This is a genomic window from Coxiella endosymbiont of Ornithodoros amblus, assembly GCF_019425495.1.
Taxonomy (GTDB): domain Bacteria; phylum Pseudomonadota; class Gammaproteobacteria; order Coxiellales; family Coxiellaceae; genus Coxiella.
Genome location: NZ_VFIV01000019.1, coordinates 1 through 23,349, shown reverse-complemented (window position 1 = coordinate 23,349; position 23,349 = coordinate 1). Strand labels below are relative to the sequence as shown.

Below are 23,349 nucleotides of genomic sequence, written 5' to 3'. Positions count from 1 at the left end.
ATCACCATCGTAAGCAATACTTAGCATAAAAATATTAATTTTCTGTTTGTCACAATACCAATTCGTTCGCTCTATCAGGAGATAACACTCCTGCTCCGATCCAAGCGCAGCGCTAAAAATCCAGCGGGGGAAACCTCAATAAGTCGCTGTTAGAACGGATATAATTTACAATCTTATATTGTCACGACGGTTAAAACTGATTCGTTAGAAATTTCAACGAACAGAGGTGAAAGGAATTGAGGACGATAGTTTTTGATGTTCGAGCGAGTGGTAATAGTCAATTGGTTTTGGAGGAAAGGGCCGATAAAGCTTCGATTAATATCGAGGGGAACGGCTAGATAGATGCGCGCCAATTAAACTAATTACTAGGGAAGCGCGCAGTTAAGAAAAGATAGTTAATTAAGTTTAATGTAATTTCTTGTTCCTGGTTGTGGGAGAGAGTTTAAGGGGTAAGACGGTGGAACAACAAAACGTTCCGCTGTTAAAAAGATGCGCCGAATGCGCGTGTCACCAAGCGGGTTTATGAAGAAGCTAGCGTTGATTTTAGAGAGCGAAGCTTGAGATTAATGCAGCGGATCAAACGGGTGTTCAATCGTTTGTATACAGAGTGGTTGAACCGGCAGGAATTCTACTGAATACTCAGCAGCTTTTCTGACCATTTCATCAACTTAACTGCTTTTGTTATGTATAGAGGTCCCAACACAGTTGATCGGTCCGCAGCACGTCAAACCGTATGTCAAAAGTAACAAGAATGGCGGTAACGATGCGCAGACGATAGATCAAGCGGCTTCCCGGGCCCAGATGCGGTTTGTGCGAGGTATATTTTTACGAATGACACTGACGGTTGCATTTCTTTGAGAAATCCTTTATCAAAGGCGGATAATGACAGATTATAAAGACACATTGAACCTCCCTCAAACCGATTTTCCGATGCGGGCGAACTTACCTGAGCGAGAACCGCAGACTCTGGCTCGTTGGCAAGCACTCGATCTTTATCAAAAAATTCGCAAAGACAGAGAAGGGCAGCTCAAGTTTATTTTGCATGACGGCCCTCCTTATGCTAATGGTCGGGCTCATTTGGGCACTGCCTTTAATAAAACGCTCAAAGATATCGTTGTTAAGTCTAAAATCTTAAGTGGCTTTGATGCTCCCTTCGTTCCGGGCTGGGATTGTCATGGCTTACCTATCGAGCTTAATGTAGAGAAGAAATTAGGTAAGGACAAATTATCAGCTAGTGCTTTTCGTCAAGCTTGCCGAGATTATGCTTTTTCTCAAATTGAGCTCCAGCGGGATGACTTCCAACGATTAGGTGTGTTGGGTGATTGGCAACATCCTTACCTTACGATGGACTTTGGTTACGAAGCGGATACAGTGCGGGCGTTAGCAAAAATCGTGGCTAATGGTCATTTGCTGCGTGGGCAAAAACCGGTGCATTGGTGCTCGGCGTGCGGCTCCGCGTTAGCAGAGGCGGAAGTCGAATATCGCGATAAAGCATCGCCTGCCGTTGACGTAGGATTTGAAGCGGTCGACGCTGAGGTGGTGCGGCAACGTTTTGGCGTGAAAAATGCAACGACTCGGGTATCAGTTCCCATTTGGACCACGACGCCATGGACTTTACCAGCCAATGAAGCGGTCAGCGTTCATCCTGAATTGGATTACGCGCTTGTAAAAAGCGAATTACAAAATCAACCTATTTATTTAATATTAGCAAAGGACCTAGTAGACAGTGCCATGCAACGTTACGGTGTCGATGACTACGAAGTGCATGGCAATTTAAAAGGCGACGCTTTAGAGGGAATGCAATTACAACATCCTTTTCTGGATCGAATTGTTCCCATTATTTTAGGCGAACACGTAACGACAGAAGCCGGAACAGGCAATGTGCACACGGCGCCAGCGCACGGTTTGGAAGATTATTTCATTGCTGAAAAATATAATTTACCCATTAATAGTCCCGTCGATCCGAGAGGTCGTTTTATCGCTGACATGTTTTTGGTGGGTGGTCAGCCGGTTTTTAAAGCGAATGAACCGATTATCGTGTTGTTAGCGGATAGCGGACATTTATTGCATTCGGAAACCATTCAACACAGTTATCCTCACTGCTGGAGGCACAAAACGCCATTGATTTTTCGCGCAACGCCCCAATGGTTTATTGGCATGAATAAAAATGGATTGCGCGGTCGGGCATTAGCGGAAATTGAAAAAGTAACCTGGCTTCCTGCGTGGGGAGAGGCGCGGATCGGAAAGATGGTAGCTGATCGTCCAGATTGGTGTATTTCGCGACAGCGCTTATGGGGAATTCCCATTCCTTTATTTATCCATAAAAAGTCGGGCGAATTGCATCCTAAGACGCCGGCTTTGATGGAAAAAGTAGCGAAATTAATCGAAAAAAAAAGTGTGGATGCTTGGTTTGATTTAGATCCGAAATTTTTATTGGGCGACGATGCTGATCATTATGAAAAAGTAACGGATGTTTTGGACGTATGGTTTGATTCGGGAGTGACGCATTTTTGTGTGTTGAAAAAACGTCTCGAATTGAAGGTACCGGCAGATATTTATTTAGAAGGTTCCGACCAACATCGTGGTTGGTTTCAATCATCTTTATTAACCTCGTTGGCTATTCGCGATAAAGCGCCTTATAAATCGGTATTGACTTATGGTTTTGTGGTCGACAGCCAAGGTCGAAAAATGTCGAAATCGCTGGGTAACATCATTCTACCCACCGATGTGGTGAAGAATCTCGGCGCTGATGTGCTGCGCTTATGGGCAGCTTCGATGGATTACACTGTAGAAGTAAATGTATCAGATGAAATTTTGAAGCGCACTTCAGATGCCTATCGGCGAATTCGTAACACGGCACGATTTTTATTATCGAATTTATATGATTTTGACCCTAAAAAAAATAAGGTGGGGGTAAATCAATTAGTCGCGTTAGATCGATGGGCTATTTTCACCACGCAAAAATTGCAGGAAAAAATTATTACCGCGTACGATCACTATCGTTTTCCTGCTGTTTACCAGGCAATTCATAATTTTTGCACAGTAGAAATGGGCAGCTTTTATTTGGATATTATTAAGGATCGGTTGTACACCAGCAAACAAGCGGGTTTACCCAGGCGTTCAGCGCAAACCGCATTGTATTATATTGCAGAGGCATTTGTCCGTTGGATAGCTCCTATTATTAGCTTCACGGGCGATGAAATTTGGCAATTTATGCCGGGTGATCGTGAACCTTCTGTTTTTTTAACACACTGGTTTTCGGATTTTCCCAATGCGGCATTAAGCGAGGAAGAAGAGCAGCAATGGCAGTTGTTGTTGCAAATTCGCGATGAGGTGAATAGAGCGTTAGAAACGTATCGTAATGAAGGTAAAATTGGTTCGGCATTAGCCGCTGAAGTTGTGTTGTATGCGGATGAAAGATTGGATGCCGCTATAGCAACACTTGATGAAGAACTGCGTTTTGTATTAATTACTTCAGAAGCAAGTATGTCACCGTTCAATAAAAAAGGTAAGGCAGCTTTTGATACCGCTCTGCCTGGTTTGGCGTTAGAAATTAACGTGTCTGAATTTGAAAAGTGCGCGCGCTGCTGGCAGCGTCGCTCCAGTGTGGGGCAGATTAAAGAACACGCCGATTTGTGTGATCGCTGTGTGAGCAATACATTTGAAAACGGCGAAATACGACAATTTGCGTAGGAATAGACAATGGTAACGAAAAAATCAAAAAAGCCTGCTCATGGCTGTGGTTGAGTGTGTTGGTGATCCTTCTTGATCAATCGAGTAAATACTTGGCAAATCATTTTTTAGCCTTTGGACATCCTGTTAAAATATTAGCATTTTTAAATTTCACATTAAGTTACAATACCGGCGCCGCATTTAGCTTTTTAGGAACGGAAAACGGTTGGCAAATTATTTTCTTTGCCGCTATTTCTTTCGTTGTTTCCGTCTTTCTAATTTTGTGGTTAAGCAGAACCCCCCGTTCGGAGATTATGATCTCGCTGGGATTATTGTTAATTATTGGGGGAGCACTCGGCAATTTTATCGATCGTCTTCATTGGAGGTATGTGACTGATTTTATCGATTTTCATATTAAAGATTGGCACTTCGCCACTTTTAATGTGGCTGATAGTGCTATTTGCGTAGGTGTTTTTTTATTGATCGTGCATATGTTATTAACACCACGCGCTAAGCCTTGATTCCAATACTTGCTTCCGTTTGCCTTTTAGTGACTCGATTGATAATATTCCACAGTGATCCGCAGCTTGTTTTGCTTGAAGAATTGCTTTAATGAGATAGCTTTCCATCGTTAGTTGACTGAGTTGAAAAAGATAATCCCGAGATTCGCTTTCTATTTTCAAATGAGTTATAATTCCGCGTCCTGGTAAATCTAATTAAGGCTATGAAATTCTTATAAAGGCTTGCGATTCTTAGCAATCCAACCTCTGCTGAACGACGATTGGCCACCATAAGACTGTAACGGTAAGAGCCGGATAAGCAAGCACAGTCAAATCGACATAGTCATCGCTATGAGAAGCTCCAACAAGCTAAACCCCGATAGACTCACTTTCAGACGCTATTTTGGATGAATTTTAATTCCACCGATATCGTACTAATCCACTCCCAACCCTTGTCATTTTGCCAGAAATCGTTATCATTGCTCGTCTTAGGTGTTTTTGGGCAATAAGAATCGCCCCAAGGCCACACAACAAGCGGGGGTCGTTAGCTCAGCTGGTAGAGCAGCGGACTTTTAATCCGTTGGTCATAGGTTCAAATCCTATACGACCCAACATTAAATAGATTTTATCTGTTGGGCTTCGCAGCCCAACCAACACGCTAATATCCGGCTCTTTCCTATTTCTATAGTCACTGTGTCCAAAAATTAAGCACTTTGAAAAAGTGGTCAAAATTCATTCAGTGATTTTAATAATGAGTTTAATGTGAAAAAATTATTTCTAATCTTACTCTTTTCAGTAACTCCGTTTTTTGCTTTCGCTCTTGACACATTGGAATATGGAGATGAGTTTTGTTAATAAAACAATGCAAAACCTGGAAGTTAAAAAAATATAAGCGCCGTCTCAGGAGAGATTCACGACCCAGAGGGGGGAAATAGGCCATTTTCAATAGACGCTGGTGACACTATCTCTGGTGTTTTCTTGACTCACCATCATTCACATGGTTAAGCATCTTTTGATATCGATTGGGATAGAAATGGCTGTTAAGGTGGAAGCGTACTATTCCCAACCGAATATCGTTAAAAGCGATGATAAATCGGATTGTTTCTTTCCTTGAAATACCGGTAAACACTTCGCCCTCTTAGCATCAAGCCCTTGTAATTAAAAAATTAAAACTAAATTATATATTGATCCCTAAAAACATCTTCTGATTATTGAAACGCGCGAGCACATCAAAGGCAATTTCAGCGAAAAAAGTCGGTAGCTCAAAAAACAGAAAAATTATTGAAATTCATAAGTTGGTTTTCCCGATGGGAATAGCTTTCTCAAGTCGCATGTGATCTGGCACTCAACCATACGTGCCTCAAGCGACCCTACTGTTTCTCTATTCTTACTATAGTAAAATCATCGCTAATATCTAATATTAATATAAATATAATCGATCTTATCCATATATAATATTCACTTATTTTAATAATGTCATGGCAATTAAAATTAATATGCAGGCTTTTGATTTTAATAGCTGTCTTTTTAACGAAAAATATGTAGAAGCATTTAAGGAAAAAAATAAATTAAAAGATTGTCTAATTGACGCTAATAAAAAGCTTATAGCTCATTCATATTATGGAGGATGTAAAAAGCGAATTTTATAGCGAAGTTGTATTTACGGTAGGTTCAAATAGACAATCTTTTGAATTAGATTCTTATAATGCATACAGCACCCTTATTGAGCCAGAGACACATTCTTACTTTTTTATTATTACGATGGCTTACTGTGGAATATCAAGACAGATTTAAAGCTCAAGAAATATTCCCTAAAACTAACGTTGAATACGACAATTATTTGTTAGTAGGCACCTATGGGAATAAACTTCAGGGTAGTAGCTTTTATACAAGCAGTTAATCAATGGTCTAAGCTATGGAATGAAATGGAGAAAGTCACGGATGTGGGTGAAGCATTTGACCTTTATAGTAAATACGAAGAGGAATCTCTTAAAAGTCAACGTTTTATTTCGATAACACAAAGTTAAATTTAACTTATGTTCAAACTCACAAATTTGCGTTTCTATACCAAGATGTAATAATTGCCTATAATTTTTATGACGATAGAGAGGATATTCTTAACGGGTTAGAAATCTTTTTTAAACACAATCCCGATTTTATTCTTAAGAGTCTTATCTTTCGTCTGCATCATTATGCCGAAGTAGACATCAATACCGTTTCAGAAGTATAAGGAAAAGGAGAAATTGATCATCATTATGAGTCAAGCATAAAACATTCTGTCAACCGAGCTCTGTAGTAACACTCTATTACGTACTACTGAAGTTCGGTTAGCTCAAATTCTTAATGGCGATAAGCTTCTGCAGTTTAAATTGAACGGAGATGAACGTTTAATGCTTGCTCAGTTTAGAGAGCAGCATGCTCAAAGGTTGAGAAGCGTTATTCATGGATATTTTGGCTTTTTCAGAAATTCAAGATTAGATTATTTAAAATCGAATCTAACAATAGACGAAATCTTAAAACATGCCTCTATGAAAACGGGGGTCGAACAAAAGATATTATCACCCAACTGGGTTGAATAGATGAAAAAGGAAAAGTGAATTCAAACTATTCTCACGTTTTGCTAGACGCGATGAAGAGAGTTCAGGAATTATTTGGAAAAAATTAAAGAATTAAACGCTCAATTTATATGACATCGTTTCTCAGTCGATAAACTCGAAAGTGGCAATAACGGCCAGGCTTTTATTTATTATCAGATTTGATAAAAAAATATGATAATAAAAGCCTGATCTTAATTTCTGTTTTTTTAATAAGCACTTATTTGTAATAATTAAAACTATCTAAGGAGTTGTTGGTGATAGCTTGGCAGACAATGATAGTCTGCATTTTTTCATAAGGGCGTTTTAATTCTTCAAAGACAGCCGTCTCGTCCCAATTTCCCTCTGGGACGGTGGTATCGTAACGGGTTGAAGAAAAAATATAATGTATGCTCGCCCACAATAAATATAGTGGCCATGCGCATCGGGCTGGTTCTGCACTCCTATAAATAACGCAGTGTGAGGATTCAATGGCTTGAGATAATTTGGAATCTTCTTTACGCATGTGGCCTAAATCGGTGACATTCAGCTCACGAGCGGCCTTTCGAATGACTCGCACCCTGATTTATCATCAATTTGGGCAATCCATCGCGCTGAAAGAGGGAGTTGCCGAGCTTGGCGGATTAAGCGCCCCCTTGTTCGCTAGTTTCATCCATTTGTTGCCAGAAACTTCGATCTCTTCATAGAGGTTCGTCTGTTTCAGATTATGGGCTTGACTTGGCATTGAGCCTTATTTTCTAAGATGCATGGAGGGCAATACCCGTCCCAGGATCGAAAGGTATTCGCCGTACCCTTTTCTAAGGAGGGAAATTGATATTTTTCTATGGTGGGTTGGGGTCGGCGAAGCTGGGCAAAGAGAAAAGACAGAATATTAAACGAATCTATAGATAAAATAAGACCTTGACGCTGCATAGAAAACCCATCGTTAGAAATAGTACAATTGTGAATGTAGAGAGCATAAAATGTAATAGAATAGAAAGACGTCCATGGTGTCCTATCATTCTCCCCTAGCACAACCATTTCAATTTTAGCTTTTCGTCATCCCCGCACAGGCGTAACCCAGGCACACCTTCACGGCGAAGTCGGGAGGAGACACAGACTAGGGGGCTAAGAAAAACACCGATGGTGTTTTTCTTAGCCTTTTAGCCGGGACTCCCGTGACTTCGGCTGTGAAGCCATCGATTCTTTGCCTGTCAGTAGACGGGCTACGCATGGGAACAATTGGGGGGGTTTTGGAATTAAGGCTAATAAAAAAACAACCTAGAATGGGAAGTCTCATATCAAAGATTGCTGCGCCCTTTTTACACGTCTGTCATTTTTTTTCGCTTATTTATACCATTCGTAGGTTTATAAAATTTTAGTGGTTGATAAAACTTAGTCACCAATGGCTAACGGGTATTCATTAATTTTTGAGAGTGATTGAATTTCAACAAGGCTATTGGTGTGAAATATTTCGTCGGCCTCTAAAAGATCTTTTGGAGATAAAGTTTTTTTAATAGATATGTCAGTTTTGGTGGCGATATCGATAACTATCTGGCGCACAATCCCGGGTAATAAACCATCCTCAATTTTTAGTGTAAATATTTTCTGATTAATAATAGAAAATAAGTTACCAACGCTCCTCTCAGTTACAGCACCTTTGGTATTTAGCATAACCCCTTCAGCAGATTCATTTTTTATCGCTTGTTGTCTAGTTAAAATAGGTTCTAAAAAATTAAGTGTTTTTAAGTTGAAACAAGGGGAAATATTCATTACGTCTAATATCAGTGATACAAAGAGTTTGATAAATATCAGCTTGTTTTTTATATGGAATAATAGACTTTCGCACTGAGTTTTGAGTTCAATCAAGGAAAAATTAATCAGAATGAATAATTTCTTAGCCAAGGTCGCTAATCGGTTATAATGTTTAGCGAAAAAGAGGAACTTGCTCTTTTCGGTTTTAATAGTTTCAAATAATCCATCGCCAAACAAAAAATTTCGATCATTGGAATAGATAACAGGTATATCAGCAGAAAGAATTTTTTTTATAAAAATAATTTTCATGCGTTTTATTAATTAAAAAAATATTATACAAGAGATGAGAGATTAATTGCTACTTTTTAACAATTAATGCGTCATTTTTGAATCACAGGATAGCTTGATGAGGACATTGCGCTCTCTGTAGACTTTGATTTTTCGTATTTATAATGAGGGCCTTTGAGAGCTCCAGGTAAGCTGATGAAGCGATCCATGTTTTTGATGAAGCTCAATAATCTCTTCCATAAAATAAGAATTTATTACATTCATGTGGATGAGTAAAATTAATTTTGTTGGTCTATCCACTTTCTTTTCAGATTTTCTTCGTACTCTAAGTGTTTGTGCCAATATGAAATTAAGATAGTGTTGACGAAAACTGTTCAAGTATAATTTTTGTTTCTCCCAGGGAATATTTAAAAATCTAAAATTAATCTCAAAATCTTTCACATCCACTGTAATCGGTGGGGAAATGAAATTGTTCAAAAATAAACATTTTCTAAATTATTTGTATTTCGATCTTCCTGCCACTTCGGAAAGATAAGGGAAACGGTAGTATTTTTTGGTGGAAAGTAAGTTTGTTAAAATAGGATTAGCTTTTTGAATATCAGAAATACACCAATCTATTGCCTTATGATTTAAATTTTTGTAAGAATAACTCTGATTTCTCAGAATTTTTTGCACCCATTTAAATGAAAGGAATCATTCCCATTGGACTTACTCAATCAAACCGGCCGTTACAAAACCTGTGGTGGGTATGTGATATTGATCAATGGTGTTAAAATTTTCACGAAGCGATTATTCTCGCGGCGATATTTGCCTGGATCACTGTGAATTTGGCCAACAAACAAGGAGTCATCAATGGTTAATGCGATCTCTTTAGCACAAAGAGCATTAAGAGGCAGCAGAAGAAAAATGATAAAGAGGAAGAAAAAACGCCTCTGGCGGAGTTTCATAAAATAGCTTCCTTGCTAATTTTGTTTAAAAACTATAGAAGATGAAGTTCCTTTTTTCCAAAGCAAGGATTTTAAAAATCAACAGAATCAGAGAGGGGTTTTTCTGCTATCGATATAAATGTCTTCTCTTTTATTTAGCAAACGCATGCGACTAAGACATTTTAAGGGCTAGTTGTCTTGAAATAGCCGTCGATATTCCTCTTTCCAGCGCATAGGGGAAACACGTGGCTTTGTTTGTACGAACCGTTCATGACTAAACTGGGCAAGGACGCGCCAGAGTGCTTGAGGTTTGACGGCGTAGTACAAGTGCGAGCAGGAGATGAGACTGTAAGGCGTGTTTGATTAAACGGTATGCAGAATTTTGTAGCGTGAAACTTTTGGATGGTTTGTCAGTATGAGAGTTGTCGCGTCTTGAAGTAACATGAAATCTTGTTGTTGAAGTGTTGGGATGTGAATATAAATATCACCTAAATCACGATTAATGAATCGTGTTGGATGCTATTCTTTGAAAACGATTAAGATATTTTTGTATTGGCTTCTAACTCAATGCCATAAATTAAATAGAGATACAAAAAAGCATTTAAAGTGAGAGCTACATGACGTAGGAAAAAATTTTTTTGAGTGTGCATTACCTTAATCAAAATTAGTAATTTTGATAAAGGCGAATGGCTAAAGAGGAAAATCAACAGAATAATCGTTTCGTTCTCGGAAAAAGGGATAAGGAGGTTTTCTCTCATGAGTGCGCTTAAATGACGTTAGTCATTATCATAATGATTGGAAATGATTGTACATGTACTTCAATTCTATCAATATAATCATAAATATTTTAAAAAAAAATGGTTCTCTTTTGCAAAAATACGTTGTAGTAGGTTTCCAATCCGGTCCTCATGCGACAAGTGCCCGGTTATATTCTTCGTGCCACGCTAGTGATGCGGATGCCGATAGGCAGTTGAGATGCAGCTTGGGAGTAGAAAAGCGAAGGATCAGAGTGCGAAATGATAGTGTAAGGGAATGGTTAAGGAAACTGTATCAAATCAAAAAAGTTTATTCTCTGAAATCAATTGACTAAACTTTTGAGGTAACACATTTTCAAATTGCCAGGGATGACAGGGTAAAAGCCAATAGTGTTAAGGATTGAGTTTTTGTTGTTGTAATTGGAAGCGCCAATTAGCATAGATAGTAGGAAAATGTTTTTTAAAAATGGTATTTATGTCTTTTTTGGAAGTCAAACTTTCATGCTGAGAGCAATCTTTGTGTAAAGTGAGAAAGAAAATATTATAGCATGCTTTGAAATCGGGAGAATATTTGAGACTTGCCTAACAGGATAATCCGATCCTATTTTTATAGGTCGGATGTAAAGGATCACCAATAGAACCCCTTTTATCTAAAAAAGCCAGATAATCGAATTTATTTTTTCTTGCTTCCAGTCAATTCCAAAAATTATTATAGCCTAAACTTTTTATCGACTGAGCTAATTCAGAAAACTATTTTCGGTGGTAAACAAGGAAGAGGATAGTGTTTTCTATGCTGTTTATAAATTCATCGTGAAGAAGTTTTCTGGCAGTATGAACTATCTGCATGGGAGGTTAGTTATTCAGTTTTAAATCAACCAAAACAGGTCAAAGCTTTTCCTTTGTTGGATCAATTAACGCGTAGGATAAAATAAAAAGCTGATCTCTGATTTCCCCTTTCTAGCGGCGGGACCATTTAAGGCGAAGATATTGCTATTTCTTTTTCCGGAGATGACATAGGTTTCCAGCCGTTCGCCATTGTTGAGATTGACAACGTGTACTTGCTCATTGGCAGTGAGCTGCGCTTTTTCCATAATTTCCTCGTCGATAGTAATGCTTCCTATGTAATTAAGCTCTTTGTGAGTAATCATAGCATAAGAAATTTTTGATTTTAAAACAGAAATTAACATTCTTAGTCCCCTATGTTAAAAATGTAAATATTCGATCAACTTGGGTTTCAATTTTATTTAATTAGTCTCTTGAATAAGTGGATACTTTTATTTACTTATATTAAAAGCAAGTTATCCAATGTTTACAAAACAAGATTGTCAATTAATCGGATATTCCCTATATATACAGCCGCAAAACGGCGATCGTCATAATCCTCCACATAGTCCACTTTAATGCCTTCGTGAATAAGCGATTTTTTGATATCCTCACAAGAAGTACCCGAGTGAAAAATCTCAGAGAAACGTTGGGCTAATTTATATTGGTTCTCTGTCAAACGGCGGTTGCGCGAACTTAGAGGTAACCCAAATTCATCTCGTACAATTTCGCAGCCGATGATTTCAGTATCTAGAAAAAAGGCTTGTACTAAGCCTTTTACTAATCGCAATTGTTGATAGTCTTTTTCGCCAAAATAAGCGCGAGTTGGTTTTGTAAGAAGTAATAATTTCATTACTACCGTAAGCATACCATCGAAGTGGTGGGGTCGAAATTCGGCTTCTTGGTTGTTGATAGTGGTATTTGTAATTTTATAAGTATAATGATCGGGGTAAAGCGCTTCGTTAGTTGGAGTTAAAACGTAATCGAGCTCGTTTTCTTTTGCCATTGCAATATCTTGGTCAAAGGTGCGCGGATAATTTTTAAAATCATTTTTATCATTGAATTGGGTAGGATTAACAAAGAGGCTTAATACCGTGATTTCATTTTCACATTTGGATCGCTCTAATAAACTCAGATGACCAGCATGCAAATTCCCCATTGTGGGAACAAAACCGATGGAAAAATCGTTCAGCGTTTCCCTAATTAATTGCCAATCGTTTAATGATTCAATCGCTTTAGTCATTATTTTTCTCAATAACCATGTGTCTCATGATGAGGGTAAAGAGCGGTTTTTACTTCGTTATCAAAACTATTCAATGCTTCTTTTATAAGCTCAAAACCATTTAAAAATTTTTTAAGATATTTAGGCTTAAATTGGTCGTTCATTCCGAGAAGATCTTGTAATACCAGTACCTGTCCAGAAGTTGCAGGACCGGCGCCAATTCCAATTGTGGGAATGGAAATCGAATCGGTTATTAATTCTGCTAATTCGCTTGCCACGCATTCTAATACCACCGCAAAACAACCAGCTTTAGCCAATGTTTTCGCATTCGTCACTAATTTTTCAGCAGCCGATTGTTCTTTGCCTTGAACTTTAAAACCACCGAAAGCGTGGACAGATTGAGGAGTTAAACCAATGTGACCCATGACTGGAATTCCCGATTTCACGACATGACGAATTAATTTTAAATTACTGTCATCGGCACCTTCTAGCTTAATTGCCTGCGCGCCTGATTGCATTAGCTTTTCAATTGCATTCATGCTCATGGTTAAGTTTTTTCGATAAGAGCAAAAAGGCATATCGCCGATAATAAATTTATTGGGAGCACCTTTTGAAACAGCTTGAACGTGTTGTGCGATCATATCGACTGTCGCTGGAAGAGTGGTTGCATGACCATACATTACCATCGCTATACTGTCACCCACTAAAATGCAATCCACATTACTTTTCGAAATAATGTAAGCCGACCAATATTCGTAACAAGTCACCATGCTGATTTTTTTATTGTCGTTTTTCATTCGTTGGAAATCAGGTGTATTCATAGGATCACCAATTATTTAAATAACCGCCTTTCCCGCCTTCGTGGGGAGAAGTAGTTTTTGAACGGGAAACAATACGAGAAAAAATAGTTATCGAAGAATAACTACAATTGAGGAGAAAAGCAAATATATAATAACAAGCCTTACTACGCAGTCGACTCCGAATCCACAGATTCTAGCGTATTCGCTTAATGTTTCTGCGTTGAAATTTCTGGAGGGCATGATTTCGCCGCGAGGTATAAAGCGATCAAACTAAAAAGCGCGATCACGATGCAATCCCATCCAAAGGGGATAATCGCAATGCCACCGGCCCCACCGAAACGAGATAAGAAATCAATGTCAGACCTCCGAGATAAACGACCAGTCATAAGCTGTATTTGAGCTGAATATTTCGCAGTCATCGTTGTTTTTATTTTTGGAAAACAATGAAAAAGAAAATACCGATTAAAATAGCGATAAATAATTTTTTAATGATTTTCCAGCCGAATCAGAATACCATTAAATTACAAATACAAATATAAAATGCTAAAGTAGATAATAATAAAATCCCTTCTGGCAGATTAAAGAGGAAATTTGCGTTTGGCATTTGATAACGAAGCGTAATCAAGGAAATTGGTCACATTCCATAAGAAATAACCACGGCCGAAACTAAAAAAATTAATCATGCTCTGCCAACCGGAAAGAACAAAAAATAAAATAAAATCTGTTAAGCCATTTAACGCAATGCATCAGGCAGGGATTGTTTTTTTATTGAGCCGAAAAAAAGCTGGAAAATACGCATTTTTACTGATTCCATAGACAATGCGGGAAGTCGATGCGACATAAATCAGCTCCCCGCCTAGAGGCGAAATGACAGTATTTGCATAAATTATGCAGCTAAACCAACTCAACCCCAATAAAGCCGAAATCCCGGAAGAAGGCCCAACATCGCCGGTAGAGCTACTCTACTGTGAGCATTCTTTTCTTAAAAAGGGGCTATGAATGGCGTCAATAAAGGCGAGTTTTAATAATCAATACAATAATAAAAAAACACGATCGAACCTATAATGGCGAGTGGAATTGCTTGCCTGTGATTTTTAGTTTCAGCAGCGAGCTCAACGCCGTAAAGCAAACGCAATGCCGCCCATCGAAACTGCGCTGACAATACAATACCATGCCAATCAGAGGGGGAAAAGCCGCCATAAGAAAAGAAATTTTTTACATGGAATCAAAGAATTAAATAAGTGTGATAGCGATCACCAGAATAATACCAATTTTAAAAACCGTCATTAAAACATTTGATCGAACCAAATGCTTGACACTCACAATATTGGACCAAAATAAAAAGAACATAAGCAATGTAGCTCCCACTAATCCTTCATGTGTCAACACGTGTTGATTACCGTGAAGATAAGTGAGATGAGAAAAAACTGGTGTATTGTAAGGTTACCAGAACCTCAATTAGCGGCATAACAACACAAGAAAGTCAGGCAATACAAACTCATCATAAAACCCGTGGCCATTCCGTGGCTGTATTAAGGGGTTCACACAATCCCACCGGTAACAGGGAACATCGTGGATAACTCAGCAAATGTAAACGCCACTATTAATACTACTAACCCGCCACCAAGCACGAAACCAACGCCGCGGGTCCGGCTGTTTTTGCTGCAAAGTAAGGGCTAAACAACCGCGCGGAACCGATCATGCCGTTAATTGAGATAAGTAGTATAATTAGGGGAATAAAATCCCGTATTCCGCTTCGCTTCATGCAGGCTACATTGGCTTTTGTCTGGCGGAAATCCTCTAGGTACATTAAAATTTCACCCATGAACATCGCCGGTAAACGCAATCTTACGGATTCACCTTGCATCGGCATTTGCAGCGCCACGGCTTTAGGCGATGCTGTGTGCATTGGCTGTGGGCGTACATTTGATGAAGTATGCCGTTGGAATACGTTATCCGACGAAGAAAAAATAGCCATTAACCACCGGTTGGCAGAAAAAATAATGAGATATGATGAAATAAATATAGGGTAAAAAATGTTAGAAATTAATCTATTAATTGAAAAACTTAATGAACTGAAGGCGCGCTCCGACGTCTTGCGGAGGTATCTTTGACCTCAGTACGAAAGAAACCCGTCTTTTAGAAATTCAACGCGAGCTTGAAAATCCTGCTGTTTGGCAAGACCCTGAAAAAGCACAATCGTTAAGCCGCGAACGATCCGAATTAGAAGCGCTTATTCAGCAATCCGATATCATCGATCAGCGTATTAGCGACGCCATCGAAATGGCGCAACTTAGCAAGCAAGAAAAAGAGGCGGATTTAATTACCGATTTAAATAAAGACTTCAAACAGCTTGAAAAAACAATCGCTGAAATGGAATTTCAGCGTATGTTTTCCGGTGAAATGGACTCAAATAATGCTTATCTTGACATTCAGGCTGGCTCAGGTGGGACAGAAGCGCAGGATTGGGCAGAAATGCTATTACGAATGTATTTGCGCTGGGGCAATAAACACGGCTTCACAACTACGCTAATGGAAGCTTCTCCTGGTGAAGTGGCTGGAATAAAAAGCGCAACTATCGAATTTACAGGGAGTTATGCGTATGGCTGGCTGCGTAGTGAGACAGGCGTTCACCGACTAGTCCGTAAGTCTCCTTTTGATTCGAGCAACCGCCGTCATACTTCGTTCGCTTCGGTTTTTGTGTCACCCGAAATTGATGATGATATTGAAATTGAAATCAATCCAGAGGAATTACGCATCGACACTTATCGCGCCAGAGGTGCGGGAGGGCAGCACGTAAACCGGACGGATTCGGCAGTCCGCATCACGCATTTGCCCTCTCGGATTGTGGTCCAGTGTCAAAATGACCGATCACAGCATAAAAATAAAGCGCAAGCCATGAAACAGCTTCGGGCAAAGCTTTATGAGATAGAAATGATGAAACAACAGGAAAAACAAGCTTTGCTAGAAGCCTCTAAATCCGAAATCAGTTGGGGAAATCAAATTCGCTCGTACGTTTTAGACGCCTCCCGTATAAAAGATTTGCGAACAGGCGTTGAAACCAGTAATGCCCAGGCTGTGTTGGATGGCGATATCAATTTATTCATCGAGGCCTGTCTAAAACAAGAAGATTTTAATGACACTGCTCGATGAAAAATGAAGTGGAATAGCATTTTATTCGCGCCAGCGGCGGGGCCCCCGGCGGTCAGAAAGTCTAAAAAGCGACCACGGCCCAACTTCGTTTTAACGTGCCTCAAATCTTCTTTACTCGAGGAAATAAAAGAAAGGCTTGTCCCCATAGCGGGAAATCGAATTAACACCGAAGGCGAGTTAGTTATCATCGGGAGACGTTACCGCACACAAAAGCAAAATCGTCAAGGTGCCTTAGAAGTCTTATTCATTTTGTCGAACTTGCAGCTCAGAAACCGAAGAAACGGAAAAAACTAAACCCACGCGTGCCGCCTGTGAAAAACGGCTAACTGACAAACGCAAGCCGTGCGGAGACTAAACGCCGACGTCGCGGGGTTGATGCCTAGTAGCTCGTATTTTGGGATAAACGCCAAGAGCTTTTTTCGAGGCAAGCATTCTCAGGGTGCGATTGAAAATGTAGGTTTCCTACGCCGTCTCACGGGCCCAGTAGCTAAGTAGCCCAATGAGAAAAGCGAAATATAGGGACGATAGATGACATCATTGTTTTCCCATGTTTCGCTTCGCTCATACGGGTTACCTGTTGAAAACCTCCACTTTTAATCGCATCCGTGTTCACAAGGCTGAATGACAACAACCTCATACTCAGTTATGATAAGGGCCTTTATATAAGCAGTGATATGGAATTAAAAGATCAAATAAAAAAAGAAAATGAACAAATCGCGCAGCGTAAATTAAAATTAAAGAAGCGGCGTGAAGACGGCCAAGCTTACCCTAATGATTTTAAGCGCGATAGTTTAGCGGGTGATTTATGTGCTGTTTACGATCGATTCGACAGTGGTGCATTAACCGCAAAGGCTATCCGTGTCAAAATGGCAGGTCGGATGATGGCCCGGCGGATTATGGGAAAAGCCAGTTTCGCCCATATCCAAGACATGAAAGGGCGTATGCAAATTTATGTCACGCGTGATAGCCTGCCAAAAGACGTCTACTCAGACTTTAAATCCTGGGATTTGGGAGACATCATCGGTGTCGAAGGGGAGCTTTTTAAAACAAAAACAGAGGAGTTGTCGGTTAAAGTAGATCAGATTCGTTTATTAACAAAAGCATTACGACCAATGCCTGATAAGTTTCACAGGCTTCATGATCAAGAACAGCGGTTCCGTCAACGTTACCTTGATTTAATTGTCAACGAATCATCTCGTCATCTATTTCAAACTCGCTCGCAAGTTATCGCGCAAATCCGCCGCTTTCTTGACGATCGTGGCTACATTGAAGTTGAAACGCCGATGATGCATTCGTTACCTGGAGGCGCTGCTGCACGTCCCTTTGAAACGCATCACAATGCGATGAATATGGATTTATTTTTGCGAATTGCTCCTGAGCTTTATTTAAAAAGATTAGTCGTCGGTGGCTTTGAAAAGGTGTACGAAATTAACCGTAACTTTCGCAATGAAGGTATTTCAACACAGCATAATCCCGAATTCACGATGCTCGAGTTTTATCAAGCGTACACGACTTATAAAGATATGATGATACTTACTGAATCGATGATTCGCCACCTCGCCGAAAAAATTTTTGGCGTTATGGAAATAAAATATCAGGGGATGAGGATTGATTTGAATAAACCTTTTGCGCGTTTATCTCTGCGCGATGCGATTTTACAATTTAATCCTGAAATAACGCCCCACCAAATTGATCACCTCGAAACGGCGCGCGAATTAGCGCATAAATATAAAATTGCTACCCCTACTCATTACGGATTAGGGAAAATCCAAGCGGAATTTTTTGAAAAACTTGTAGAAGAAAAGTTGCAACAACCAATTTTTATAACTCATTTTCCAAAAGAAGTGTCACCTTTATCCCGAGCGAATGACGAAAATGACTTTATCACTGATCGTTTTGAGTTTTATGTGGGCGGCCGTGAAATTGCTAACGGATTTTCCGAGCTAAATGATCCCGAAGATCAAGCCGCTCGCTTTCGCGAGCAATTAAAAGCACAAAATGCCGGGAATTTGGAAGCAATGAGTTTCGATGAAGATTACATCACCGCACTAGAATACGGACTTCCACCGACAGCAGGGGAAGGCATTGGTATCGATCGCTTAGTGATGCTTTTCACCAATAACGCTTCCATCCGCGAAGTCATTTTATTCCCCTTATTGCGCTCGAAATGAAAGCGCTCTGTTATTCCAAGCGACGATCTGTATATTTTTCAATGGCAGCCGACTAAACGCGATATCTCCATTTTCAAGTGCAACATCCTGAATCACGGCTAATAGCTCATATCCAATTTTTTTACGAGCGGCCTCAACAACCACCCCCATCGTTTGATTATTTTGATTTTTTAATTCATCGCCGGGAGTTGTTGGGGTCTCACTATCCACCAAGGCTCGATAAAGGTGGCGTTTTAATTTGCCCAGATGCTCCGTGCGAGCAATAACTTCCTGTCCGATATAACATCCTTTAGTAAAACTAATCCCCCCCCATTTTTGTAAATTAATCATCTGCGGGATTAATTTTCCACTCGTCTGCGGGTATACCCACACAAGGCCGGCCCTAACATTCAAAGAACGCCAGTGATTTTCGTCCAATTCTTTAAGCGTTATTTCTGGAAGAGGGTAAACCTCTGCTTCATTTACAGCCAGTAATTCGAGCTTTGAAAAAACAGCATATTTTTTTAAATGCGTAACAGCGAGGGAGATCATGGATTTTGGAAGTAAAAAATAATAATCTTTGTTTTTTTGAAAAACAAAAAAATTCGCTACCATCCGCCCTTTAGAGTCACAACAAGCGCCAAAGACTCCTTGCGTTTCATTAATTTCGCGCACGTCACAAGTTAGCTGGCCTTGGAGAAAGGTAGCTGCGCTTTCTCCTTTAACAGAGATAAAGCCAAAGTGATTAATCGCAATAGTAATGGGTTTCATAAGGTTCTGTTTGTGGAATCGTTGTACTTAATTATAATCCTATTGCTTTTTAACCGAAAAGCATTATCGTGCCAGCTCCAAGATTTAATGATTAAAGATTAGCCACCATGAAAGCCGCTAGTACAGCCAATTCAACAACTTTGGGTTCGCCTCTTCAGCCGATCGCCTCAGGGGCGGTCTTGGCGTGGTTGATGTGGGAAGCAACAGCGTTATTTGTGCTGTTTCAGTTCTTTTTGCAGCTGTCTTCGGGTAAGATCGTTGACGGTTTGATGTAAAAGCTTTTCCCTAAGCGCTTTTGGTGCTGGGGTTTTAGCGAGAACTTATCGAGAACTTATTATTACGTTTACGTAGCTTTGCAAGTCCCGGCGGGTGATGATCGATCGTTTCGGCCCTCGGTGTTTATTGACGATGGGGGCCCTGATCTGTGCATCGGGCTGTTTTCTATTTGGTTCTTCTCATTTTTTATCGGTGGTGGTAGTCGGTCGCCTATTAATGGGGAGAGGTGCTGCATTTGCTTTTGTCGGTTATCTAAATGTAATTATGAAGATGCTTTAGGACGGATCAATTTGCCTTCATGGCGGCGATTGCTGAAACCATGGGGATAAGCGGGACGATTATTGGTGTTTTTTCCTAGCGGATTGGGTTCAACAGATGGGATGGAATCATTCGATGATCGCGGCTGCAGGCATTGCGGCTATTATAGTGGCTTGATTTGGTTAATCGTTCGGGACCGGCCATCTGGAGCAATACCTATACCCGTTCAATCTACAAAAATGTTGTGGCATGATTTTTATCTTTATGATCAAAAAGCCTAAGGCTTGGATTAATGGCGTCTATTCGGGCCTGATGTTTTCCATTGTCACCGTGTTTGTGGCGTTGTGGGCCATCCCCTATATGGAATTAACTCATCACCTTAGCTTAGTTAATGGCAAGAGTATGGTCTGTAATCTTGTTTTTATTGGGATTGGAACGCAGGACCTGTTATTGCCCGTTTGGATCGCCGAATGCCGCTCCGACGCCTGCTGCTGATAACGCGTGTTCATTTATTTCCGCGGCCTTGATAATGATTGTGTTTACGTGCCTCACTTGCCTTTGATGATGATAATGGGGTTAATGATGTTATTGGACGTTTTTGCGAGCAGTTACGTATTGACGTTTAGTATTTGCTAATGAAATTGTTCTGCCGCATATACGGGGCACACCAGCTTAGGTTTTACGAATGCTCTTTCAGAGTAGGGGCACAGCTCCCTTGTTACAACCGCTTATGGGCTTGATCCTACATTTAACTGCTCGGCATTTGATGGACACTGAATATTAATATTATGGCTATTCACGATTATCAAATGGCCTTAATCGTTTTACCCCTTTTGACTTTGGTCGGCGTCATTTTAGCAATGTGGATGCCGAATCGGAAGCTTACATAGTCTTTGCAATTCTCCAAGTTTATTGATTTCTTCTGATACGGTAATATTTAACCAGAAGAAGACCCTATGGATAGATTGATATCTTTCAATACTTTTCTTTGAGTTATATGCTCTAAAATCGCTACCGCTCTTTCCAAAATAGCGGGGGAGATTGTTGTTTTCTTAGCCTCCCAGATTATTGCTCTGATTACCCGCTTTCTTATCCGCTATGTTTTTTCGCGTACCCGTAAAGCAACGCCATTTGCTGAGATCATTAGGCCAAGTGGGGTATCTCAGTGTGCTCATTTTTGAGCCATCACGACGCTTGGTATGATGGGTACAATGTCAGGCGCTTTGGTAGTAGCGGATCTTGGATTAACGGGTTTTACGGTAGGGTTTGCTTTAAAAAGATGTTCTTTCGAGCGTGTTTTCTGGTTTTTCGATTTTGTTTTACGAGCCGTTTCAAATAAACGATCGAATTACGATTAGCGACATCGCTGGGAAAGTGATCGAATCGACCTTCGTTATACGATCTTACAGGAAGAAAACAAGCACATTATGATCCCCCAATTCAATGGGGCTGACAAACATCGTGACGAAAGAGGATTAAGGATTACCGGAAGCTAGCATCTTGTGGTGATTAAGATACTCTTTGTCATTCCCGCACCACATAGCCATCAATTTGAGCATAAACCCCTAATGACTGTAAAGTTGATGCTTCTCTTTCGCCTTGTTCCTTTCAAAGCTCCTTGATACAAGTGGCCTCTATCATTACCCGCCCGTGGTGAAGCGTGAAAAACTTAAACCCCGTCGGGGGCCTCCGCGGGGGAATGCCGGGCTTTAAATTTTTAGTCTTTACCACTTGTGGGTAATGATAGTCTCCTTCCTTATGAGCTAATAATTTCTCATCCTGCAGCTATAAGCATAGATATCGTCAATGTCTTTTCAACAGAAAAATCTTCATTACAATTTTTGTTAACTACCGATGCAGTTTTTCGAGTCCAAAAGGCATACCAATTACGCTGGGCGCTGATAACCTCTTTATATAGAGATAAGCATTTTCACACCGATGATTTAAAACGTCATTAGAAGTTTCTGGCAAGAGGCTTTCATTCTCTAAAAGGCGCGATGTTTCTTTCAACAATTCGAGTTTAAACTCACGACGCTTATCTCCTGGCAGGCTTTTAACAGCTTTTCGGTACATATTTTCCACTCTTTCAACGATTGGGTTAATGATATTTTTGACGTTATCATTTAACTTACCCGATCCTGATAATGATGATATGCGTTGATCAAGTTCGATTATTAATTGTTTCATTGTTACTGCTTCTGCTTTCTTTGCTGCCATTTCTCGTTTAGAGTTTAGCAATTTCGCTGCTATCTTAATTTCTCAGCAGAGCGGGTATGGAAATAGGTTGAAGTGCTTGATAGAAGCTATCCGAATTGGGATTTGTATGTTGTATGGACCAAGCGGTGTTTGAAAAGTCATCGTTTTCATCACTGGGTGATCTAAGCGAAAGAAAGCATCATGAACAGTGTAGAAAGAATGCTTAAACCCGCTCCGGTAAGCATCGTAGTTATATTTGGTGGCTTCATTAGAAAAACAACTGCAAGAGTTATAAGGATGACATTTAAAGCGATGCTACTGCTATAAGAAAAAGCAATGTGAGTCGTCTCAGCCATAAGGTAGCTTTAGAAATTTTGTAATTAAGAAATTCTGTTTGGCCAAAACGCTCCGCTAGTGGTGGCCTATACGCCCTTATTTATAATTGATTTTATTCAATTTTTTTATTATTGATACTTCTTTGCTTCTTTTTCCTCATAAGGTTTGATACTCTCTGCTAATTCGGAGCACCATTGCTCAATTGATCTTAGCTTCCTATCAATAGCAATTTCATCCTGATATAAAATGCCGATGTCTGTTTGGCTCAATTTGTTTTTTTAAAAGCCCAGAAATTTAGAAGATTGCATATGAAAAGTCAATTCGTCGATGGCACTGTAGAGTGTTTTTAAATTCCAATACCACTTCACTATTTCATTTATATCTTTTTCTAATTTCTCGGGCTTCGTTAGTAAGGTTAAGGGTATTATTTACCTAATTTTTTTGAAAAAATTGTCTGCTGTAAAATTGTCACCAATCCGTTTAGACTCTGTACCTTAGAGTCAGTTGACTAATTAATCGGCCTAGTTCAGTTTGTTTACTGTTATTAGAAGCTATAATTGGTTTTGTTCTTATTGTTGCTACCTTTTGTTTATCTGGCAATACACTAACAGAATGATTTTAAGCCTTTACCTTTATATTAAATATAAATAGAAAAACTTTTTGAGCTGGGGTGAGTAAAAACTCCGATCTTGAGTAAAAAGCGACACTCTAAACAAATAAATTTAATTAAAAATATTAATTTTCCTGATTCCTTATTCCTTGAAATACTAACCTCTATACATAACAAAAGCAGTTAAGTTGATGAAATGGTCAGAAAAGCTGCTGAGTATTCAGTAGAATTCCTGATGTTATTGAAGGATAAGGGGTTCTTGATGAAAGACATCAGTGGGTTAGTA

The 23,349-nt window shown here is 39.7% G+C and carries 11 protein-coding genes, 1 tRNA gene and 12 pseudogenes; 12 read left to right on the top strand and 12 right to left on the bottom strand.

Annotated elements, in window-relative coordinates; all coding sequences use genetic code 11:
• Window positions 1–112 precede the first annotated feature (112 nt).
• The 4 genes and pseudogenes from FIV31_RS03865 to lspA all read left to right on the top strand — a co-directional run.
• Window positions 113–335: pseudogene (locus FIV31_RS03865) on the top strand (head GIN domain-containing protein); the annotation flags it as partial.
• Between the two features lie 358 nt (window positions 336–693).
• Window positions 694–819, top strand: a pseudogene (locus tag FIV31_RS03860) (IS110 family transposase); the annotation flags it as partial.
• Window positions 820–882: 63 nt separating this feature from the next.
• A complete protein-coding gene (gene ileS, locus FIV31_RS03855) occupies window positions 883–3,693 on the top strand; it encodes an isoleucine--tRNA ligase (protein ID WP_280123879.1) in 2,811 nt (936 codons plus the stop codon).
• Window positions 3,694–3,702: 9 nt separating this feature from the next.
• Window positions 3,703–4,193: pseudogene (gene lspA / locus FIV31_RS03850) on the top strand (signal peptidase II).
• Here the strand turns inward: lspA and FIV31_RS03845 are convergent.
• Window positions 4,170–4,596 (bottom strand): annotated as a pseudogene (locus FIV31_RS03845) (type IV pilin protein). The pseudogenes lspA and FIV31_RS03845 overlap by 24 nt on opposite strands.
• A gap of 114 nt (window positions 4,597–4,710) precedes the next feature.
• Here FIV31_RS03845 and FIV31_RS03840 point away from each other — a divergent pair.
• Both FIV31_RS03840 and FIV31_RS03835 read left to right on the top strand, forming a co-directional pair.
• A tRNA-Lys gene (locus tag FIV31_RS03840) sits at window positions 4,711–4,783 on the top strand.
• An 867-nt stretch (window positions 4,784–5,650) separates the two neighbouring features.
• Complete coding sequence (locus FIV31_RS03835) at window positions 5,651–5,821, top strand: hypothetical protein (protein ID WP_280123878.1); 171 nt, start codon at window positions 5,651–5,653, stop codon at window positions 5,819–5,821.
• A gap of 1,165 nt (window positions 5,822–6,986) precedes the next feature.
• Here FIV31_RS03835 and FIV31_RS03830 read toward each other — a convergent pair.
• From FIV31_RS03830 to FIV31_RS03795, 8 genes and pseudogenes are all read right to left on the bottom strand, one after another.
• Window positions 6,987–7,418 (bottom strand): annotated as a pseudogene (locus FIV31_RS03830) (nucleoside deaminase).
• A gap of 695 nt (window positions 7,419–8,113) precedes the next feature.
• Window positions 8,114–8,809, bottom strand: a pseudogene (locus tag FIV31_RS03825) (aminotransferase class IV).
• 1,960 nt (window positions 8,810–10,769) lie between these two features.
• Window positions 10,770–10,820 carry a hypothetical protein gene (locus tag FIV31_RS03820; RefSeq protein WP_280123880.1) on the bottom strand — a complete coding sequence of 17 codons (51 nt, stop codon included), beginning with the start codon at window positions 10,818–10,820 and terminating at the stop codon, window positions 10,770–10,772.
• 534 nt (window positions 10,821–11,354) lie between these two features.
• A pseudogene (locus FIV31_RS03815) lies at window positions 11,355–11,656 on the bottom strand (aspartate 1-decarboxylase).
• Between the two features lie 122 nt (window positions 11,657–11,778).
• Window positions 11,779–12,534, bottom strand: coding sequence for a 4-phosphopantoate--beta-alanine ligase (locus tag FIV31_RS03810; protein WP_280123877.1), 756 nt, complete (start codon window positions 12,532–12,534; stop codon window positions 11,779–11,781).
• Between the two features lie 8 nt (window positions 12,535–12,542).
• On the bottom strand, window positions 12,543–13,334 hold the full coding sequence (gene panB, locus FIV31_RS03805; protein ID WP_280123876.1) for a 3-methyl-2-oxobutanoate hydroxymethyltransferase: 792 nt from the start codon (window positions 13,332–13,334) through the stop codon (window positions 12,543–12,545).
• 185 nt (window positions 13,335–13,519) lie between these two features.
• Window positions 13,520–13,732 carry a hypothetical protein gene (locus tag FIV31_RS03800; protein ID WP_280123875.1) on the bottom strand — a complete coding sequence of 71 codons (213 nt, stop codon included), beginning with the start codon at window positions 13,730–13,732 and terminating at the stop codon, window positions 13,520–13,522.
• 602 nt (window positions 13,733–14,334) lie between these two features.
• Window positions 14,335–14,475, bottom strand: coding sequence for a hypothetical protein (locus tag FIV31_RS03795; RefSeq protein ID WP_280123874.1), 141 nt, complete (start codon window positions 14,473–14,475; stop codon window positions 14,335–14,337).
• Between the two features lie 538 nt (window positions 14,476–15,013).
• Here FIV31_RS03795 and FIV31_RS08190 point away from each other — a divergent pair.
• From FIV31_RS08190 to lysS, 4 genes and pseudogenes are all read left to right on the top strand, one after another.
• Complete coding sequence (locus FIV31_RS08190) at window positions 15,014–15,346, top strand: DUF1289 domain-containing protein (RefSeq protein ID WP_341873964.1); 333 nt, start codon at window positions 15,014–15,016, stop codon at window positions 15,344–15,346.
• A gap of 3 nt (window positions 15,347–15,349) precedes the next feature.
• Window positions 15,350–16,466, top strand: a protein-coding gene (gene prfB, locus FIV31_RS03780) for a peptide chain release factor 2 (protein WP_280123871.1) whose coding sequence is annotated in 2 segments (ribosomal slippage) — window positions 15,350–15,424 and window positions 15,426–16,466 — 1,116 coding nt in all. Because the reading frame shifts where the segments join, the coding sequence is not laid out codon by codon here.
• Window positions 16,450–16,849: pseudogene (gene arfB / locus FIV31_RS03775) on the top strand (alternative ribosome rescue aminoacyl-tRNA hydrolase ArfB). The gene prfB and the pseudogene arfB overlap by 17 nt, the downstream one beginning before the upstream one ends.
• A gap of 291 nt (window positions 16,850–17,140) precedes the next feature.
• Window positions 17,141–18,637: a lysine--tRNA ligase gene (gene lysS / locus FIV31_RS03765; RefSeq protein ID WP_280123869.1), complete on the top strand. Its 1,497-nt coding sequence runs from the start codon at window positions 17,141–17,143 to the stop codon at window positions 18,635–18,637.
• On the opposite strand, the pseudogene ygfZ reads toward lysS, so the two are convergent.
• Window positions 18,606–19,387: pseudogene (ygfZ, locus tag FIV31_RS03760) on the bottom strand (CAF17-like 4Fe-4S cluster assembly/insertion protein YgfZ). The gene lysS and the pseudogene ygfZ sit on opposite strands and share 32 nt — an antisense overlap.
• A 107-nt stretch (window positions 19,388–19,494) precedes the next feature.
• Between ygfZ and FIV31_RS03755 the strand changes: the two are divergent.
• Window positions 19,495–20,811: pseudogene (locus FIV31_RS03755) on the top strand (MFS transporter).
• 105 nt (window positions 20,812–20,916) lie between these two features.
• Window positions 20,917–21,400: pseudogene (locus FIV31_RS03750) on the top strand (mechanosensitive ion channel domain-containing protein).
• Window positions 21,401–21,769: 369 nt separating this feature from the next.
• On the opposite strand, the gene FIV31_RS03740 reads toward FIV31_RS03750, so the two are convergent.
• Window positions 21,770–22,159: a hypothetical protein gene (locus FIV31_RS03740; RefSeq protein WP_280123868.1), complete on the bottom strand. Its 390-nt coding sequence runs from the start codon at window positions 22,157–22,159 to the stop codon at window positions 21,770–21,772.
• A gap of 140 nt (window positions 22,160–22,299) precedes the next feature.
• Window positions 22,300–23,053 (bottom strand): annotated as a pseudogene (locus FIV31_RS03735) (hypothetical protein).
• Window positions 23,054–23,349 lie beyond the last annotated feature (296 nt).